Source organism: Paraburkholderia azotifigens (genome assembly GCF_007995085.1).
Classification (GTDB): domain Bacteria; phylum Pseudomonadota; class Gammaproteobacteria; order Burkholderiales; family Burkholderiaceae; genus Paraburkholderia; species Paraburkholderia azotifigens.
Map to the genome: position 1 here is coordinate 1,810,617 of NZ_VOQS01000003.1, position 18,223 is coordinate 1,828,839.

Annotated in this window: 16 protein-coding genes; 13 read left to right on the plus strand and 3 right to left on the minus strand. The window is 60.3% G+C overall.

Features of this window, described 5'->3' with window-relative positions; all coding sequences use genetic code 11:
* Nucleotides 1-7: 7 nt before the first annotated feature.
* The 4 genes from FRZ40_RS25290 to FRZ40_RS25305 are packed head-to-tail and all read left to right on the plus strand — an operon-like array spanning nt 8 to nt 3,255.
* A complete protein-coding gene (locus tag FRZ40_RS25290; RefSeq protein ID WP_028366676.1) occupies nt 8-730 on the plus strand; it encodes a GntR family transcriptional regulator in 723 nt (240 codons plus the stop codon).
* Between the two features lie 60 nt (nt 731-790).
* Nucleotides 791-2,086, plus strand: a complete 1,296-nt coding sequence (locus FRZ40_RS25295) for an MFS transporter (protein WP_147235957.1) — start codon at nt 791-793, stop codon at nt 2,084-2,086.
* Between the two features lie 51 nt (nt 2,087-2,137).
* Entirely contained in the window at nt 2,138-3,013 is an 876-nt protein-coding gene (locus FRZ40_RS25300; protein WP_147235958.1) for an amidohydrolase family protein, read from the plus strand.
* Nucleotides 3,013-3,255: a helix-turn-helix domain-containing protein gene (locus FRZ40_RS25305; RefSeq protein WP_275671038.1), complete on the plus strand. Its 243-nt coding sequence runs from the start codon at nt 3,013-3,015 to the stop codon at nt 3,253-3,255. Before FRZ40_RS25300 ends, FRZ40_RS25305 begins: the two co-directional genes overlap by 1 nt.
* A 223-nt stretch (nt 3,256-3,478) precedes the next feature.
* On the opposite strand, the gene FRZ40_RS25310 is transcribed toward FRZ40_RS25305, so the two are convergent.
* Complete coding sequence (locus FRZ40_RS25310) at nt 3,479-4,606, minus strand: aminotransferase class V-fold PLP-dependent enzyme (RefSeq protein ID WP_147235959.1); 1,128 nt, start codon at nt 4,604-4,606, stop codon at nt 3,479-3,481.
* Nucleotides 4,607-4,784: 178 nt separating this feature from the next.
* Entirely contained in the window at nt 4,785-5,996 is a 1,212-nt protein-coding gene (locus tag FRZ40_RS25315; RefSeq protein ID WP_147235960.1) for a mechanosensitive ion channel family protein, read from the minus strand.
* 396 nt (nt 5,997-6,392) lie between these two features.
* On the opposite strand from FRZ40_RS25315, the gene FRZ40_RS25320 reads away from it, so the two are divergent.
* From FRZ40_RS25320 to FRZ40_RS25360, 9 genes are all read left to right on the plus strand, one after another.
* Nucleotides 6,393-7,928, plus strand: coding sequence for a sensor domain-containing diguanylate cyclase (locus tag FRZ40_RS25320; protein WP_147235961.1), 1,536 nt, complete (start codon nt 6,393-6,395; stop codon nt 7,926-7,928).
* A gap of 468 nt (nt 7,929-8,396) precedes the next feature.
* Nucleotides 8,397-9,017, plus strand: a complete 621-nt coding sequence (gene petA / locus FRZ40_RS25325; RefSeq protein ID WP_147235962.1) for a ubiquinol-cytochrome c reductase iron-sulfur subunit — start codon at nt 8,397-8,399, stop codon at nt 9,015-9,017.
* Between the two features lie 233 nt (nt 9,018-9,250).
* Entirely contained in the window at nt 9,251-9,565 is a 315-nt protein-coding gene (locus FRZ40_RS25330; protein WP_147235963.1) for a hypothetical protein, read from the plus strand.
* Nucleotides 9,566-9,868: 303 nt separating this feature from the next.
* Nucleotides 9,869-11,119 (plus strand): serine hydroxymethyltransferase, encoded by a 1,251-nt coding sequence (gene glyA / locus FRZ40_RS25335; RefSeq protein ID WP_147235964.1) that lies wholly within the window; start codon nt 9,869-9,871, stop codon nt 11,117-11,119.
* A gap of 155 nt (nt 11,120-11,274) precedes the next feature.
* Nucleotides 11,275-11,382 (plus strand): helix-turn-helix domain-containing protein, encoded by a 108-nt coding sequence (locus FRZ40_RS46185; protein WP_205019797.1) that lies wholly within the window; start codon nt 11,275-11,277, stop codon nt 11,380-11,382.
* A 674-nt stretch (nt 11,383-12,056) separates the two neighbouring features.
* Entirely contained in the window at nt 12,057-13,376 is a 1,320-nt protein-coding gene (locus FRZ40_RS25345; RefSeq protein ID WP_147235965.1) for an NAD(P)/FAD-dependent oxidoreductase, read from the plus strand.
* A 71-nt stretch (nt 13,377-13,447) separates the two neighbouring features.
* The gene (locus tag FRZ40_RS25350) at nt 13,448-14,779 is read left to right on the plus strand and encodes an MFS transporter (protein WP_240057272.1); all 1,332 of its coding nucleotides are present in this window, start codon (nt 13,448-13,450) and stop codon (nt 14,777-14,779) included.
* Nucleotides 14,780-14,847: 68 nt separating this feature from the next.
* Entirely contained in the window at nt 14,848-15,762 is a 915-nt protein-coding gene (locus FRZ40_RS25355; RefSeq protein ID WP_147235966.1) for a dihydrodipicolinate synthase family protein, read from the plus strand.
* A 165-nt stretch (nt 15,763-15,927) separates the two neighbouring features.
* Nucleotides 15,928-16,980: a LysR substrate-binding domain-containing protein gene (locus tag FRZ40_RS25360; protein ID WP_147235967.1), complete on the plus strand. Its 1,053-nt coding sequence runs from the start codon at nt 15,928-15,930 to the stop codon at nt 16,978-16,980.
* A 55-nt stretch (nt 16,981-17,035) separates the two neighbouring features.
* Here the strand turns inward: FRZ40_RS25360 and FRZ40_RS25365 are convergent, their stop codons facing one another.
* On the minus strand, nt 17,036-17,950 hold the full coding sequence (locus FRZ40_RS25365) for a helix-turn-helix domain-containing protein (RefSeq protein WP_240057273.1): 915 nt from the start codon (nt 17,948-17,950) through the stop codon (nt 17,036-17,038).
* Nucleotides 17,951-18,223: the final 273 nt, after the last annotated feature.

Below are 18,223 nucleotides of genomic sequence, written 5' to 3' on the forward strand. Positions count from 1 at the left end.
GACTCACATGCCTGCCGATGAGCGGTTGCCCCGTTACCAGCGTCTGCGCGACGAAATGGTCGCCCTGATTGCCGCCCGCCACTGGAAGCCTGGCGAAGCGATTCCCACCGAGCAGGCGCTTGCCAAAAGCTACGACGTGGCGGTCGGGACGGTTCGCAAGGCCGTCGATCTGCTCGTCGCGGAAGGCCTGCTGGAGCGCTTCCAGGGCAGAGGGACGTTCGTGCGCCGCGCGAGCTTCGACAGTTCCCTGTTTCGCTTCTTCCGCTTCCAGACCCGGCAAGGCGAACGGCGCATTCCAGAGAGCCGCATCTTGCGCCGCGAGGTCGTCGACGCGCCGTCGGCAGTTGCCGCGACCCTGCAGATTTCGAGTAGCGCACGCGTGATCCAGATGACGCGGCTGCGGCTGATCGACGGCGTGCCCATGCTCGCTGAAGAAATCTGGCTGCCCTACGTACGTTTTGCCGCGTTCGCGCAGATGGATCTGAATGAAGTCGGCGACCTGCTGTACCCCGTGTACGAGGCGCAGTGCAATCAGGTCGTGGCGTCCGCCACGGAAACACTGACCGTCGAAGCCATTGGCCCACTGCATGCACGGCTGTTACGCATCGAACCGGGTACGCCCGCTGTCGTGATCGAGCGTCTTGCGTACGGCTACGACAGGCAGCCGCTCGAGTGGCGCCGCTCACGCGGGCCCGCCAGCGAATTCATCTATCAGGCCGAGATCCGCTAGCGGTCGCGCGCCCACACAAACAAGTTGTTCCCACGCAGGAACGACGAATAGGAGACAACGATGTTCAAGTGGTTCAGCCAGATCTCAGGCAATGAACGCCGGACGTTCTGGGCGTGCTTCGGCGGTTGGGCGCTTGACTCGCTCGATGTGCAGATGTTCAGCCTCGTGATTCCGGCGATCATCGCCGAATGGTCGATCAGCCGCACGCAAGCGGGGCTCGTGAGCGGTGTCACGCTGGTGGCGTCGGCGCTCGGGGGCTGGATCGCGGGAATGATGTCGGACCGGCTGGGGCGCGTGAAGACGCTGCAATGGACGGTCGCGTTTTTTTCCGTGTTCACGTTCCTGTGCGCGTTCGCGCAGAACTATCCGCAGTTTCTCGTGTTGAAAACGCTGCAGGGCTTTGGCTTCGGCGGAGAATGGGCGGCGGGCGCCGTGCTGATGGCCGAGACGATCCGCAACGAGCATCGCGGCAAGGCGCTGGGCACCGTGCAGAGTGCGTGGGCCGTCGGCTGGGGCGCAGCAGTGCTGCTCTATGCGTTGATGTTCTCGCTGCTGCCTGCGGATACCGCGTGGCGCGTGATGTTCGGGGTTGGCATCGTTCCCGCGCTGCTGATTCTGTACGTTCGACGCGGCGTGCAGGAGCCCGCCGCACCGGCCCACACAACGCGCGATGCGCAGGCGCGACAGCAACAGCAGGCGCCTGGCCTGGTCGTCGGCATCTTTTCTCCGCAAGTGCTGCGCATGACGCTGATCGGCGCACTGCTCGGCGTTGGCGCGCATGGCGGCTACTACGCGCTGATGACCTGGCTGCCGACATTTCTGAAAAGCGAGCGTCATCTGTCGGTCTTAAGTACGGGCGGCTACCTCGCCGTCGTGATCGTCGCGTTCTTTTGCGGATGCCTCGTGAGTGCGCAGCTGCTGGATCGCATCGGACGCCGCAAGACCATACTCACGTTTGCGATCTGCTGCGTGATAACGGTGACCGCCTATCTGTTTCTGCCGCTCGGCAATACCGCGATGCTGTTCTTCGGATTTCCACTGGGCTTCTTTGCGGCGGGCATTCCGGCAAGCATGGGCGCGCTGTTCAATGAGCTGTATCCGCGCGGGATGCGTGGCACGGGTGTCGGGTTTTGCTACAACTTCGGTCGTGTCGTGTCGGCGGGATTTCCGGTGCTCGTCGGGCACATGTCCGCGAATATGTCGCTTGGGACGGCGATCGGCATCGATGCTGGACTCGCCTACGCCATTGTCGTGCTGTCCGTGCTGATGCTGCCGGAGACGCGCGGCCGTGCCCTGGGCGAAGCCACGCTTGAGCCGGAACACACAAGCGCGCTTTCTCATGCGCAGAGGCATTAACGCGCGGGGCACCTGCCGTAACCGTGCAAGACTGGTGATGAAGGAACGTCCATGATGGAGAAGTCGGGGATAGATGCGAGCCACCGGCAGGCTGTGCATCGTCCTGCCCACATTGCATCTGTCGATACCCATGCTCATGTATTCGAGCGCGGCCTGCCGCTCGCGCAAAAGCGCCGCTATGTGCCCGACTACGACGCCACGCTCGATGCCTACCTTGCTCAACTGGATACGCACGGCATATCGCACGGCGTGCTTGTACAGCCCAGCTTTCTCGGCACCGATTGCAGCTATATGCTCGATGCGTTGCGTCGCGCGCCGGAGCGGCTACGCGGTGTCGCGGTGATCGAGCGTAATTGTCCGATCGACACGTTGACGGAGATGGCGAATGCAGGCGTTGCCGGGATTCGGCTGAACCTGATCGGACACGCCGATCAGCCGCTCGACAGATGGGTGAGCGCGCAAACGCTCGCACATGTCCGCGATCTGAAATGGCATGTCGAAGTGCATGCGGAAGCTGCGCGGCTGCAGCGCATCGTCGAGCCGCTTCTGGACGCTGGCATGAATGTCGTCGTCGATCACTTCGGCAGGCCCGATCCCGATATCGGCGTACGCGACGCGGGCTTTCGCCGTCTTCTTGAACTGGCTGACACGCAGCGTGTGTGGGTGAAGGTCTCCGCGGCGTACCGGAACGGGCGGCAGCTTTGCCCGGATGATCATGACGTGCATGAGGCATTTCATCTTCTGAAAGCGGCGTTTGGCGTGCATCGCCTGATGTGGGGCAGCGACTGGCCGCATACGCAGTTCGAAGCGGACGAGGATTTTGCCCACGCGCTCGAACTTCTGTGCGGCTTGCTGCCGGTTGAAGAAGAGCGCAGGGTAGTCCTGGCGGAGTCGGCTGCCAGACTGTATATGTTCGACGTTGCGTGATGCACATCGCGCATTGTGCAAGGGAAAGGCGCACGTTGACGCGAATGTTTCGCGACGTCACAGGCGAGTCCATCGTCGACTATCGATCGCGGCAGCGTGTGCGCCACGCGTCGTTGCTGTTGCAATCACCCGGCATGACGGTCGTCACGGCGGCGGCAGCGGTCGGTCTTGATTCGCCGTCCTGTCTCGCACGCCTGTTCCGGAAATGCGGACGGGCGCTACCGCGATCCTTCAAGGCGTGACCGTCAGAGCGCGACAAGGACACTAACAAGAACGAACGCTGGGCGTAACGCTCGATCGGTTGCGAAGAAGTTCGCGCGACGGGCTGTCAACTATTTAAGTTTCTGCCCGTCAAGGCGACACGAATGGGTTGGACGAAGTGTGCGCATGGCTATTCCGGGGGGATGTCAGAGTCCCCCTGCCGATGCGGTCGCGAGCCACGCGCACATGCTACGAAAGAGCGCTCTACAGAATACTGTCCAACGCCTTGGCGAGCCTGGCGACAGCGCCATCGATGTCATGCAGTTTGTCCAGGCCAAATAATCCGACCCGGAAGGTCTTGAAGTCTTCAGGCTCGTCGCACTGAAGGGGAACGCCGGGCGCGATCTGCAGGCCAGCGTCGGCGAATCTCTTGCCGGATCGTATGCCGTCATCGTCCGTGTAGCTGACCACCACGCCCGGAGCCTGAAAACCTTCGCCCGCCACGCTTTTGAAACCTTTGTCACTCAAGAGTGAGCGAATGCGCTTGCCGAGCTCAAGCTGCTCCGCTCGCACTTTGTCGAAGCCATATGCCTCGGTTTCCTTCATGACGTCGCGCAGCGTCGCGAGGCCGTCCGTGGGCATCGTCGCGTGATACGCAAACCCGCCGTTCTCGTAGGCTTCCATGATCTGCAGCCATTTGCGGAGATCGCAAGCGAAACTGGTGCTGGTCGTTGCATCGATTCTTTCGCGGGCGAGCGGGCTGAGCATGACCAGTGCGCAGCAAGGCGGCGCGCTCCATCCCTTTTGCGGTGCGCTGATCAGGACATCGACGCCGCTGGCCTGCATGTTCACCCAGACCGTGCCGGAGGCGATGCAATCCAGTACAAACATGCCGCCGACAGCATGAACAGCGTCGGACACCTCGCGCAGATAAGCATCAGGCAGCATCATCCCGGATGCGGTTTCGACATGCGGCGCAAAGACCAGATCCGGCTTGTTCTTCCTGATCGCATCGACCACTTCTTCGATGGGAGGCGGTGCATAGGCTGCCTGCCTTCCTTGTTCGACGGGACGCGCCTTCAGCACGATCGATTCAGACGGGATGCCGCCCATGTCGAAAATCTGCGACCAGCGGAAACTGAACCACCCATTGCGGATGACCAGACACTTCTTGTTCGTCGCGAACTGCCGGGCGACGGCTTCCATGCCAAAAGTCCCGCTGCCCGGGACGACAACGGCCGACTTCGCGTTGTAGACCGTTTTCAGGGTGCCGGAAATATCGCGTACGACTCCTTGAAAGAGCTGCGACATATGATTGATTGATCGGTCGGTGTACACGACTGAATATTCGAGGAGTCCCTCGCGGTCGACATGGGGAAGTAGACCTGGCACGTTCGCCTCCGGTAATGGACGGATAAAGGAATCGAAAACAGATTCTAACGAAAGCCAACTGCAACAGCATCGACCGGGTCACGCCGGTTGGGAATGCTTCGACCTCGCCATCCCCAGCGAGTCGCCTCCCTGCCGACCCAACCGCGATTGTTCCCAATACGATCTTTGCCTGCCCGTATCACGGCGGAGACGACAGCCATTGCGGCTGCCAGCAACGCAAGCCGAACTGAGGCGCGACCCCATACGCGTGGTCCAGTATGTCCGACTGCAGGTTTTCGTACTGTTCCCAGTTCGTCTCTCCAACGTAAAGGTAGATCTCTAGCGCGACGACGGGCTGGCTGGACTGCAGTTGCCGGATCACGAGCGGCATGTCGCGGCGCACCATGGGGTGATCGCGGAAATAGGCGATCAGATAGAGACGGTACAGGCCGAGGTTGGTGCGGCGCTGCGTATCGCCAGGTGTGGGGCGCGCAAGCGACAGGTCGACATCGCCATGCAGCTTGGCGAGCAGCGCGTCGTCGGGAAAGCGGACGCTGCCGGCATCGAAATGAATCGCATGCCTGACGCGCCGGCCGCCCGACTCGGTCATGCCACGCCAGTTCTTCACGCTGTTCGTGAGCAGGACGTAGCTCGGCAGCATGACGATCGATTTATCGAAGTTCTGCACCTTGATCGTGTTCAACGCGATGTCAATCACGGTGCCGTCGGCGACGAAGCCGGGCACCTCGATCCAGTCGCCCACTCGCAGCATGTCATAGACGGCAAGCTGAATGCTGGCAACGAATCCGACCAACGAGTCGCGGAAGATGATGATGAGGAGCGCCGTCATTGCGCTGACACCGGTGAGAAAGTAAGCCGGCGAGCGCTCCAGCAGCACCGAGATCAAAGCAATTAGCGCGATCACGTAGAGCACGATGGCGGCGATCTGCAAGAAGCTCTTGATCGGCCGCTGGCTTGCGGACGGAAAGTGACTGTAGCGCTCACCCACGCTACCGAGGAACGCCAGACCGGCGCGCAGCAGCGTGTACACCATGTAGCAGGCTGCGAGGATTCCGAGTGGCCGTCCGAGCGCCGCGATCAGCGGGAAAGTGAGCCCCGCGAGCAGGGGCGTGGCCGCGTAGATGATCGCGGCGGGCACGAGCGGCGCGAGCCGGTGGAACACCTTGTGACGCTCGGCAGCGCGCAGCCACTTGTGCCGTTCGTGGCGCGCGAGACGCCCGACGATCATCAGCATCAGCGAGCGCGTCACGTAGTAGCAGATCGTGCTCGCCAGCAGAATCGCCAGCAGCAGGGCGGCGACGAGCAGGATCGCGACGAGCATGCTGTCCGTATGGACGTTGAAGTGATGCCAGTCCGGCCCGCCCTCGATATGCAGCGTCTTGTCGAACATAGACTCTCCCGGTGCCGGCGAATCCATATCGCCAGCCAAGATCCCGTCTTGCCGTGTGGCCGTCTGGCCAGCGCGCCGCGTCGTCGCTGCGCGCGCGAGGCCGGATCGTGCAGCGAACGCATAGCACGGCGGTCATTGTAGGCGTAGCGAGCGGACTCCGTTGCGCGTGCCCCATTTTTCGCTTTTCCGTGTTCGTCGGAGCGCTACCGGGTGTGCTGCCGACGTGGAACGTGAGTGTCGTGCGTTCGAAGGGCATCCCGTCGCGCCGAATCTGATCGGCGCGACGCCGCGAAGCTGCCGCAGGCGCAGCGCGGACAGCCCGTGGCTCGTGAGGCTGTGTATGGTATGTTGCGGACCTGACATATCCTGACAAGCAAGCCAAACTGCAAAGTAAGCATGGTGAAAGGAGACGACTTTCGAAGGCGACGACGATTCGGTCCGTTCCGGCTGAGCTTGACGGGTCCACACGCGCTTTTCTGTGCAGGTCTGGCGATCGCCCTGGGTATGCTGGCCATCTGCGGCGCTATCCTTTATCAGGCTCGCGTCGACGCGTTGAACCGCGCACGAGAGACCTCTCGCAATCTGGCCTTGCTGGCCGAACGCGACATCGAGCGCAATTTCGAGCTTTACGATCTGTCGATGCAGGCCGTCATCGAGGGCTTGCGCGACCCGGAAGTCCGCGGTTCCTCCCCTCACCTGCAGCGCCTGGCACTGTTCGACCGGGCGGCCACCGCGAGGTATCTCACGGCGATGCTGGTGATCGATGCTTCTGGCAACATCATTCTGGACGCGGGCAGCGACACCCCCCGCTCCGGCAACTTCGCTGACCGCCCGTACTTCACCGTCCATCGGGACGACCCGAGTGTCGGCCTCTATATCAGCGATCCCTATCGATCCCGACTGCGTGACGGCTCGCCGAGCATTGCTCTGAGCCGGCGCATCTCGAATCCGGATGGCTCGTTTGCCGGTATCGTCGTGATTGCCGTCGACCTGAACTATTTTCGGACCCTGCTGGGCGGGCTGTCACTGGGACCGCATGGCGCAATCTCGCTGATTGGCCGCAACGGCGTGATGATCATGCGTCAACCCTACGACGCAAAGATCATCGGCCGCGACATCAGCCAGGCGAGCACGTTCCGGCGTTTTCGCACGGCACCCGAGGGTAGCTTCTCTGAAACTTCGTCGATTGATAGCGTACGGCGTCTTTACGCATACAGGAACTTCCCGGACCTTCCGCTCATCGTCATGGTTGCCGAGGCCGAGAGGGACATCTATGCGGCGTGGCGAGCGCGCGCAATCAGGATCGGCTCGGTCATGGCGGCATTTGGCGCTGCTTTTGTAGTCCTCTCGGTTCTGCTCGGAATGCAGCAGCGCAGCCGGATGCGCGCCGAGTCGGAACTGCGGATGCTCGCACGCACCGACGGGCTGACGGGACTCCATAACCGCCGAACGCTCGGAGAGATTCTTGAACACGAATGGCGCCGCGCCCGCCGCACCCGCCACGCCTTCTCGCTGCTTTTCATCGATATCGACTGTTTCAAGGCTTATAACGATACCTACGGCCACCAGGCGGGGGACGAGACGCTCGCGGCTGTCGCACGCTGCATCAGTGGCACCATCCGCAGGCCCGGAGACAGCGCGGCCCGTTACGGCGGCGAGGAGTTCGTTGTCGTGCTGCCGGATACGGATGAAGCAGGCGCGATGACGATGGCCGAATCGATCCGCCGCCAGATCAGCGAATTGCGGATCGAACATGGCGCGAGCCCGTATGGGCATGTCACGGCGAGTGTCGGCGCCGCAAGCCTGCAGGCTGATCGCGAAAACGACGTCGGCGCGCTCGTGCATGCAGCGGATCGGGCACTCTACAACGCCAAACGTACGGGCAGAAATCGCGTCACGCTGTTCCGTGAAGCGATGCGGGCCGCCGGATAGCAGTTTGAGAGGCTTGCATTTTTGTGGGCGTGGTACGTATCCCACCTTGACCGGTCGATATCTTCGACCTTGAGCGCCGCACGCGATCGCTGGAAATGCGCGAATAGACGCTCATATATGCTCCCGTTTGCGCGTCGCGGTGCAGCAACGCCATCCTGCCGGGCTCGTTCATCCATTCTCGATTCGTACGGCCCGACACGCATTTCCGCGCTGTTTAAGCGTCGTTTAATCCCCCCTGCCTAGATTGACAACACGAAGACGCCGCGAGCACGAAAGGCGATGCCGCGTCATCGAGGCTCTCACCTTCACGATGGAGATCGCCATGAACGCCTTCACGAGGACAGGTCTTCGTGTCATCACGCTCGTGTTCGCGCAGTCCGCGCATGTCGCCTTCGCGTCGACATCGGATCCGCCACCGCTTCGGTATCGAGGTGGGGCCGCCTGTGTGCCGGCTGGCAGGAGCACGACATGAGCGCTATCGCAGGCTCGACTTTCGACGAGGCACGACGCCGATGGCTGATCGCAACAACGGTAGCAGGCGGCATTGCGGGGGTCGCAGTCGTGACGCCGTTCGCCGATTCTCTCAGGCCGCCTGCTTCCGCGCTGGCCGCAGGCGCGCCCGTCACAATCGACATCAGTCATCTTCGGCCCGGCGACATGATGACGGTGGCCTGGCGCGGCAAGCCTGTCTTCATCGTCAACCGCACGGACGCCATGCTCGCTGCTGTGCGCACTGCCGGTCCGCTTGTCGCGGATCCCGATAGCAATCGGCCGTTTTCGATGCCGCTGCCCGAGTACTGCCACAATGAGTACCGTTCGCGCGTGGATCGTAAGAACCTGCTCGTGGTGGTGGGCGTGTGCACGCATTTGGGATGCACGCCGAGCCCGCGATTTCAGCCGGGCCCGCAACCCAATCTGCCTGATGACTGGCCCGGCGGATTTCTCTGTCCGTGTCACGGCTCGACCTATGATCTGGCGGGACGCGTGTTCAAGGACAAGCCCGCGCCGCAAAATCTCGACGTGCCGCGTTACCGCTACGCGAGCGCGGATAACCTTGTGATCGGTGCCGATGAATATGGTGAAGCGTAACAACGGCGCGATCGTACTCGCGGCCTGATCGCCGCGAACGGTGCGGCGCTCGATGCGCGACGGTGCCCATCGGCCCACCGTTGGCGGCGTCATTCACTCTTATCGGCGAATTTGTTCTATCGGAAGAGCGCGCGAGTCCTGTCAAATAGAGGCAAGGTCAAACCGGGAACTGCCCGATCACAGCGTACCCGCCGATCTTGCGAATGATGTGACTACTGGAGGGAGCGTGCACGATGCGGTCCGTAGAATATATTTGCGCGTCCAGCAGCAGGAAACTGGATGGCAGGCTCGAAGAGAGCACAGCCTGGTTCGACTTCAACCAGGTCGCGCATCTCTTTGGAGTGAGTTCTCAACAGGCAGTCAAGTTGCTCCAGCAAGCCGGCGCGACCGGCGACATTGAGCCTGCGAAGGACGTCAGATCATCCGACCGCTGCAAATGCATGTTGAGTCACCGGGCTGTTGTCGCAGTCGGATATCTGATCAACTATGGTCGGGCAACAGCTTTCCGTCACTGGTGCGCCTCCGGCCTGGTCGTCCTGTTCCGCTAAATCTTCGCTAAATCTTCGCTAAATCTCCGCTACATCTCCGTTGAACCCACGGTCCCGTCGAGCACGTCCAGCACCCATGTCATCGGCTTGAGACGGACTGGGCGTGGCGGCATTGCGGTCGCCGTGCTGACGGGCTTATACACGAAGGTTGGCGAGATTATCCTAGCCCCGGTGTTCGCTGCGGCGTCATGATTGGCATCGCAAGCCACTTTGCGGCGCCGATATTGCCCCGCGCGCCAAAGACCGACAAGACGACCGACCCGCACACGGTTCGGCCCGCAACTCACTCAGCACGGACAGCACATGTTTGAATATTCTGCTAGCACTGTATCGAATGTCGACCCGGAACTCTGGCGCGCAATTGAAGAGGAGAACCGTCGTCAGGAAGCTCACATCGAGCTGATCGCATCGGAAAACTACACGAGTCCCGCTGTCATGGCTGCGCAGGGTTCGCAGCTCACGAACAAATACGCCGAAGGTTACCCGGGCAAGCGCTATTACGGCGGCTGCGAGCACGTGGACATCGTCGAGCAACTGGCGATGGACCGCGTGAAGCAACTGTTCGGCGCCGAAGCTGCCAACGTGCAGCCGAACTCCGGCTCGCAGGCCAACCAGGGCGTGTTCTTCGCGATGCTCAAGCCGGGCGATACCATCATGGGCATGAGCCTCGCCGAAGGCGGTCATCTGACTCACGGCTCGCCGGTGAATATGTCGGGCAAATGGTTCAACGTCGTCAGTTATGGCCTGAACGAAAACGAAGATATCGACTATGAGAAGGCTGAAGCGCTTGCCGTTGAGCACAAGCCACGGCTGATCGTGGCTGGCGCGTCGGCGTTCGCGCTGCGCATCGACTTTGAGCGCCTTGCGAAGATCGCAAAGCGTGTCGGCGCGTATCTGATGGTCGACATGGCTCACTACGCAGGGCTCATCGCAGCGGGTCTTTATCCGAACCCGGTGCCGCACGCGGACTTTGTCACCACGACGACACACAAGAGCCTGCGCGGCCCGCGTGGCGGCGTGATCCTGATGAAGGCCGAATACGAAAAGCAGATCAATTCGGCGATTTTCCCGGGCATTCAGGGCGGTCCGCTGATGCATGTCATCGCGGCCAAGGCCGTGGCCTTCAAGGAAGCGTTATCGCCTGAATTCAAGGAGTATCAGCAGCGTGTGGTCGACAATGCGCGCGTGCTGGCAGAAACGCTGGTGAAGCGCGGACTTCGCATCGTTTCGGGACGCACGGAGAGCCACGTGATGCTCGTCGATCTTCGCGCGAAGAAGATCACGGGCAAGGCTGCGGAAGCCGCGCTCGGCGCCGCGCATATCACAGTCAACAAGAATGCGATTCCCAACGATCCGGAAAAGCCGTTCGTGACAAGCGGCGTGCGCCTCGGCTCACCCGCGATGACCACGCGCGGATTCGGAGTAAAAGAAGCAGAACTGGTCGGCAACCTTATCGCCGATGTACTCGAGGGTCCAGAGGACGAAGAGACACGCAATCGTGTGAAGGCCGAAGTGGCGGCGCTGACGAGCCGGTTCCCCGTCTACGGCCGGTGAGCGATACGTGTCCCGGCGATGTCGGGAATGGGGCGCTGGTATGAGTGCTCGTGGTGCCGGGCCGGAGAGCCGGCGCCACGAGCGGAGACGGAGAGAGGCGAATCAGCACGTTCAATGCGCGGCGCCTGTCAGCACTTCCTCCGCTCGAAACGCTCATGTGCTTCGAAGCGGTCGTCCGTCCCGGGAGCTTCACAAGAGCTGCCAATGAACTCTCTATCACACAGAGCGCGGCAAGCAGGTGCGCACGCTCGAAACACTCTTAGGCTGCCTGCTTTTCGAGCGGCACACGCGGGCGCTTAAACCCAGCGAATGTGGGCTTCGTCTTTTCGACGAATTGCGGCCACTGCTTTTCAAACTCCAGCACACGATATCGCGAGTCAAAGACGGAGATGGCAGAGAAGCCATCTCCGTCGTTTGCACTCACGCTGTCGCACACTACTGGCTCCTTCCTCGTTCAGCCGATTTTCCAAGCCAGTATCCAGCGCTTTCGGCACGTCGCCTTGAATGGCGGACACCTGCATCCTGCACTTTCAAATACTTTCATAACCAGAAGTATGTGATCGCCCCAAGGAAATATCGTTGGTGATGGAGAAGTCGTTTCGATAACGTTGCGCTCATGACGTATCGAGAGGGTGAGCAATCTCCCGGTCGACAGAAAACCTGTGGCGCACGAGCTATGGAGACAAGGCCCGGCGTCGAAGAAGCCTAAGAAATAGTAGAAGAGCGCAGCATGTTTCTTGAACGAATGAATGCGATCGAGCCTGGCTCGACCCGAACGGATCGCCGATTCCGCTCGCGCCCGCGAATGAATGCAGTTCTACCGACATGATTCGTATGGCGCGAAACGACGTATGCGCCGTGTGAATCCGACGTTGAATCGTGATCGCCGCAACGCATCGTGTCTCGCGCGGACAGAGACAACCACCAGGAATCGAGAATGCAGAAGGTCACTTCAACTCCCGCCGACGATTCGGCGTGTGGCTGGTATCACCTTAGCGGTCCGCGCCAACCTCGCCCGGCCCACTCGGGCATGAAGAAGGCCCGTTGGACGATTATCGGAGCGGGATATACCGGCCTGGCGGCTGCCCGGCAAATGGCGCTGAATTTCCCTGACGAGGAAATTGTACTTGTGGAGGCGCAGGAGGTCGGCTTCGGCACGGCCGGAAGAAATGCGGGCTTCGCAATCGACCTTCCTCACGACATCGGGGCCGAGGACTACATCGGAGACCTGGAGACGGCACGAAGCACGCTGAAGCTGAACCTGCTCGGGCAATCTGTCCTTCGCGACATCGTGCAGTCAAATCGTATTGACTGCGCGATGCGAGCCTCGGGGAAGTATCAGGCCGCCGTCACCCGTCGAGGTCTTGCTGTGCTCGATGCCTATCGCCGCGGCCTCGACAAGCTTGGCCAGCCTTACGAAATCATTGAAGGCGATAGCCTGCCTGAGCATATCGGTACTGCATTTTACAAGCGCGCACTTTATACGCCGGGAACCATACTCGTACAACCTTCTGCGCTGGTAAAGGGACTCGCCGACAGCTTGCCGGAGAACGTCACGCTGTTTGAACGCACGCCTATTACCGAAGTGGAGTATGGCGAGAAAATCGTGCTGGGTCATGCGAACGGCCGCATTACTACCGACAAGCTCGTGCTGGCCAACAACGCATTCGGGATGCGGTTCGGGTTTCTCGGCAGAACCATGCTGCCCGTCTTCCTGTACGCGAGTTTGACGAGGCCGCTGACTAAAGACGAGCAAGCCGCTTTGGGTGGGAAGTCGTTTTGGGGTGTCATTCCCGCAGATCCTTTCGGAAGCACGGTTCGGCGCACGCATGACAATCGGATCCTGATTCGCAACAGCTTCAGCTTCAATCCCGATGGACGTCCAAAACAGCACAATCTCGGGCGAATGGCGAAGCGGCATCGCGTGTCGTTCGAGCGAAGATTTCCGAAGCTTCCCAATGTCGGTTTCGACTACACGTGGAGCGGCTCGCTGGCGCTTTCGCAGAATCATCAGGGATTCTTCGGGCAACTTGCGCCGGGCGTCTATGGCGCGCTTTGCTGCAACGGTCTCGGTATTACGCGAGGCACGGTAACGGGCACTCTTCTGGCGGACTGGATCGCAGGGAAACGCAGTGACCTGATTGATTTCCTGCTGAGTTCGTCGGGCCCGAACAAGGCTCCGCCGGAACCTTTCCTTTCGCTAGGCGTGAATGCCACCTTGTGGTGGGGGCAACGCAAAGCAGGACTTGAGAGCTGAACCGAATTCGCGAGACCCGCTTACAGGGTCGATATCCGGCTGACAAAGAATACTTTAGACAGGGAGACGATGTGAGGAAGGGCAGCGTATCAATCGAAGATGTTCAACTCAACGGTTTTCACCGGCTGCTCAGTATCCGGGCGGGCGGCGGCTGGATCATGGACGGCTACGTCCTTAGCATCATCGGCGTGGCATCGGTGCAGTTTTCAGCCGCGCTTCATCTGACGAGCTTCTGGGAAGGGATGGTGGCCGCGTCGGCCTTGATAGGCATCTTCTTCGGCGGCTTTTTCGGCGGGTGGCTGACGGATCGAATCGGGCGCAAGCCGCTTTTCCTTTTTACGCCGGTGCTGTTCGTCATCTGCTCGCTGGCTCAGTATTGGGCGCACTCGGGAGAGGCGCTCTTCGTGTACCGGTTTCTGGTCGGGATTGGCGTAGGGATCGAATATCCCGTAGCGGGATCGCTGCTGACGGAGTTCCTGCCGAGAAAGAACCGGGGCCCGCTTCTCGCCGCGCTGACTATCCTGTGGTTTGCCGGGGCCGCGTTGGCCTACATTGCCGGGAACATCATTCTTTCGCATGGAGAAGCCGATTCCTGGCGACTCGTTCTGGCAAGCTCAGCTGTCATTGGCGCATTGCTGTTCGTCATCAGGATCGGTACGCCGGAGTCACCCCGTTGGCTGATGGGTAAAGGGCGTCAAGCAGAGGCGGAGCAGATCATCAAAAAGGTTTATGGGCCGCACTTCGGGTTGCACAATCTCCCTGAAGAGCAGGCCGCAAAGAAGGTTACGTTGAGCAGTCTGCTTCGATTCGGATATGGACAGCGGATGCTTTTCGTCACGGTCTTCTGGACCTGTTCCGTCATTCCTGTGTTTGCCGTCTACTCGTTCGCTCCACGTGTACTGCAGGCGCTTCATCTCGACGGCGAATGGGAGGCTTGGGGTTCGGTTGCCATCACGGTTCTGTTCGTCGTGGGCTGCATGATCGCGACGCAAGTCATTAATCTGATCGGACGACGCTCACTGGTCATTCACAGCTTCTTGTGGTCAGGCGTGGCGCTGCTCGGGCTGGGATATTTTTCGAATGGCGAGGCATTGTTGATCCTTGCATTGTTCGGAGCCTATGCCGTTCTCATCGGAGGCGCGCAGGTGCTTCAACTCGTCTACCCGAACGAAATTTTTCCCACGGACATCCGGGCGTTCGCGGTTGGCATGGGCGCATCGCTTTCGAGAGTGGGCGCGGCTGTGGGCACGTGGCTCGTGCCGATCTCGCTGCACACCATCGGGATTGGAAACACGATGTATGTCGCGGCAGCGGTGTCTGGTGTCGGCTTGCTGATTTCACTCGCGCTTGCGCCTGAAACGAGGTCGATGAGTCTTCAGGAAGCCGCTTCTCTCGGGCATTGAGTCTCCCGAAGCTCGCTTTGCGTCACGCAAAGAATTGATTGTCTTATTACAGTAGCAGAGGCTATACGATGAAATTCGAAGGTATCTATACCCCAGCGATCACGCCCTTGTCATCCGACGGCCAGATCGACAACCAGGCGTTTGCGGAAGTTCTGGAACACCTCGTCGCAGCCGGAGTGCATGGCGTCGTCATCGGCGGCTCTACGGGTGAGTACTATTCCCATACGCCCGCGGAGCGGTTTGCGTTGGCATCGTTCGCCAGGGACGTTATCGGACCGCGTCTGCCGCTGATCATCGGAACGGGCGCCGTGCGAACCGAGGATTCCGTCGAATATGCGAAAGCGGCCAAGGCTATCGGCGCAGACGCCATCCTCGTGAGTTCGCCCCCTTACGCGTTGCCGACCGAGGAAGAGAACGCAGCGCACGCGCTTGCCATCGACAAGGCCGCGGACTTGCCCATCATGCTTTACAACTATCCCGGACGCACCAACGCGCTGATGGGACGGAAGTTCTTCCAGACGGTCGTATCGAACTCCAGCAACTTCGTGGCGATCAAGGAAAGCTCGGGAAGCACAGGGCAACTGCACATGCTCGCGCGCGAGTTTCCGGGCATCGGCCTGTCTTGCGGTTGGGACGATCAGGCGCTCGAATTCTTCGCATGGGGCGCACGAAGCTGGGTATGCGCGGCTTCTAACTTCCTGCCCGCCGAGCACATTGCGCTTTATGAAGCCTGTGTTGTGAACAAGGACTTCGACAAAGGACGTCGAATCATGTCTGCGATGATGCCGCTCATGGATTTCCTCGAAGGCGCAGGCAAGTTCGTGCAATCGATCAAATACGGTTGCGAACTCGCTGGCCTGCGTTCCGGCGGCTTGCGAGCCCCGTTGCAGCCGCTCGGTGAGATGGAAAAGGAAGCATTGAAGCGCGTCGTTTCCGAACTCAAGAAGGAAATCGCGACGGTCATTGCCAGCGATGCACCGTAACGGCGGCGAGCGCGAGCGTTGCCACGTCGATTTGCGGACGGCCTGAACGCCGGACGCATGCAATAGTCGATGCAGGGACACGAGCGTTGAGTGTCCCGCTTTCGAACGGCAGAAGTCCACTTGTGCAGTACTCGCGAGTGCAGAGCCGCTACCTTGCTCCAACCGATGCAAAAGAAACCGTTGTTCGCCGATCGGCTTCTCGCCCAGATGCCGTCGCTACGAGCCTTGAAATGTTTTGTCACGGCTGCCCGATTCGAAAGTTTCACGCAGGCGGCCGAGGTCCTGTGTGTAACCCAGGCTGCCGTAAGCCGGCAGATCAAGGAGCTTGAGGATTCGCTCAAAGTTCCTCTTTTCGAACGAGCGGGACGGCATATTGCGCTGACGGACGCCGGACGCGTCCTGTACAACGCATCGTATCTGTCGATGATGAACATCGCAGAGGCGGCGCACGCCGTGCGGCGCACCGACAAGCACGCGCTCACGGTTTGTGTGTCGCATACTTTTTCAGCGCTGTGGTTGTCGCACCGGTTGCCGTCGTTTCGGGAACAGTTTTCCGACATACGACTGAACGTCGTGGTGACGGACAATTTCATGGAATTCGATGGCTTGATGGAACCGGACATCGTCATCACGAAGAATCCGCCTCGCGATCTCCAGTACGAAACGGAGCCGCTTTTCCACGACGTCGTCTATCCCGTTTGCAGTCCGTCCTTCTTCGCGCATCATTTCCACGGCAGATCATTAAAGCCGATGGATCTTCTTACGCGGGCCACTTTGAATCTCTCTCCGCTGGGTCGCGCGCAGATTTGCGAGCATGTCGACTGGTCGGTATGGCGAAACTGGTTTCAGCGCAGCGATGGCGCGGACGCGACGGTTGCGAACGATTACCTGGAGAGTAACGACTACCGGCTTCTCGTCGCGCAAGCCGAATCAGGCGAGGGTACGCTGTTGGGTTGGCACCATCTGGTACATCGTCAGATCGAACTGGGTACGCTGATTCGTCCGTTGAAGGACTCGCTCGAATTCCACGATCGTCATCATTATGTGACCACACACAAGTCTGCCAGGTTGCGTCCGGAATACACTCAGTTCAGGCAATGGCTTGGAGAAGAGGTGAGTGCAATGATGCGCGGGTGGCAGAAAAAGGAAATCGGCGAGTCTGCCAATGCTGATCGAATGACGCGGCCGCACAGCGAGGCGCTGGTGGAAAACGATTGAGCATCAACCGTGCTTGGTGCGGGAAAGCGGCGTCTCGATGTGGCGGAGCGAGCTCTCAATCACGACGCGACGCACGCTTCGCCGTGACAGACGGCAATTCGCCAAACATGACGCGATAGTCATGCGCGAAACTGCTGAGATGCCAGAATCCCCATTTCGTTGCGGCCGTCGTGACCGACTCGCCGAGCCGCAATTCCCGACGTACGTGGTTCAGTCGCACCGCTCGAAGGTACGCGATCGGATTCAGGTTGAGCGCATCCTGGAAGGCGTATTGCAGCGTTCTTCTGCTCACGCCAAGCTGAACGCAAAGCTCGGCGATCGACAGCGGGCAGCTAGCCGGGTCCTGAAGCTTCTCCTGCACCGAATTCACGAGCGACCAGTATTTCGTCGGGCGGGTATTGGCGGCGGCGCCCGGCGCAACCGGGATGACTTCGGAAATCGCATAGAGAATGGTGCGTTCGAGAAGTTGAACTCGATCGTCGGTGTCGGCCTGTTCACCGGGCGACGATTGCGCGGCGGCGGCAAGCGTCTGCTTGAGAAGATCGCGAAGATTGTTCGCGACTTCGGCTGCCATCGGAATCAACGGTCCAGTAGGCCGGGTAAGCAACGACGTGCCCAGCACGCGCATCGACTCCGCCGATAACGTCTCCGGTTCGATTTCGATGTTCACGAGCACATGGCGATCCGGCGAAAAGAACTCGAATTCGGGAGCGCCGGAGAAAACATGCAGGCTGTCCCGATCGCTCTTTTCTCCGCACATCCTTGCGTGGCCTTCCAGTTCCAGCGGAACGGCAACCGCGAGTCTGTCGGAGGGCACCGAGCCCTGCTGCAAGATGACCTTGTCCAGATGCTCGACGAGCAGCCGGATGCCACCGAGCGAAACCGTCGACGACGATCCGTGGAAAAGGCCGCCTGAGATCTGCGTGTAGTGCAGGCTCCAGCCGTCGAATGCGCGCGCCTGCTCGTCCACATCGGTGAATGAGCAAAACGCGACCGTGTGCGCGAAAAGACGCGCACCAGAAGAAGTTGTCGAAACGGGGGCGGTGCTCATTAACGAAAACCTGCTTGCTGCATTGCCTGAATAGCTCGAATTGCTTCAAGAGCATAACGTGCCAAAAAAGCGGCGAGGCCGATGCCAGCAGAAACCCTGAGTTGCCGAAATCCCTGAGTTGCCGAAATCCGATAGTGAGCCGTTTATTGTCGCCTTAACTTCGAGTTCGACAGGCTCCATTCCTATCGATCC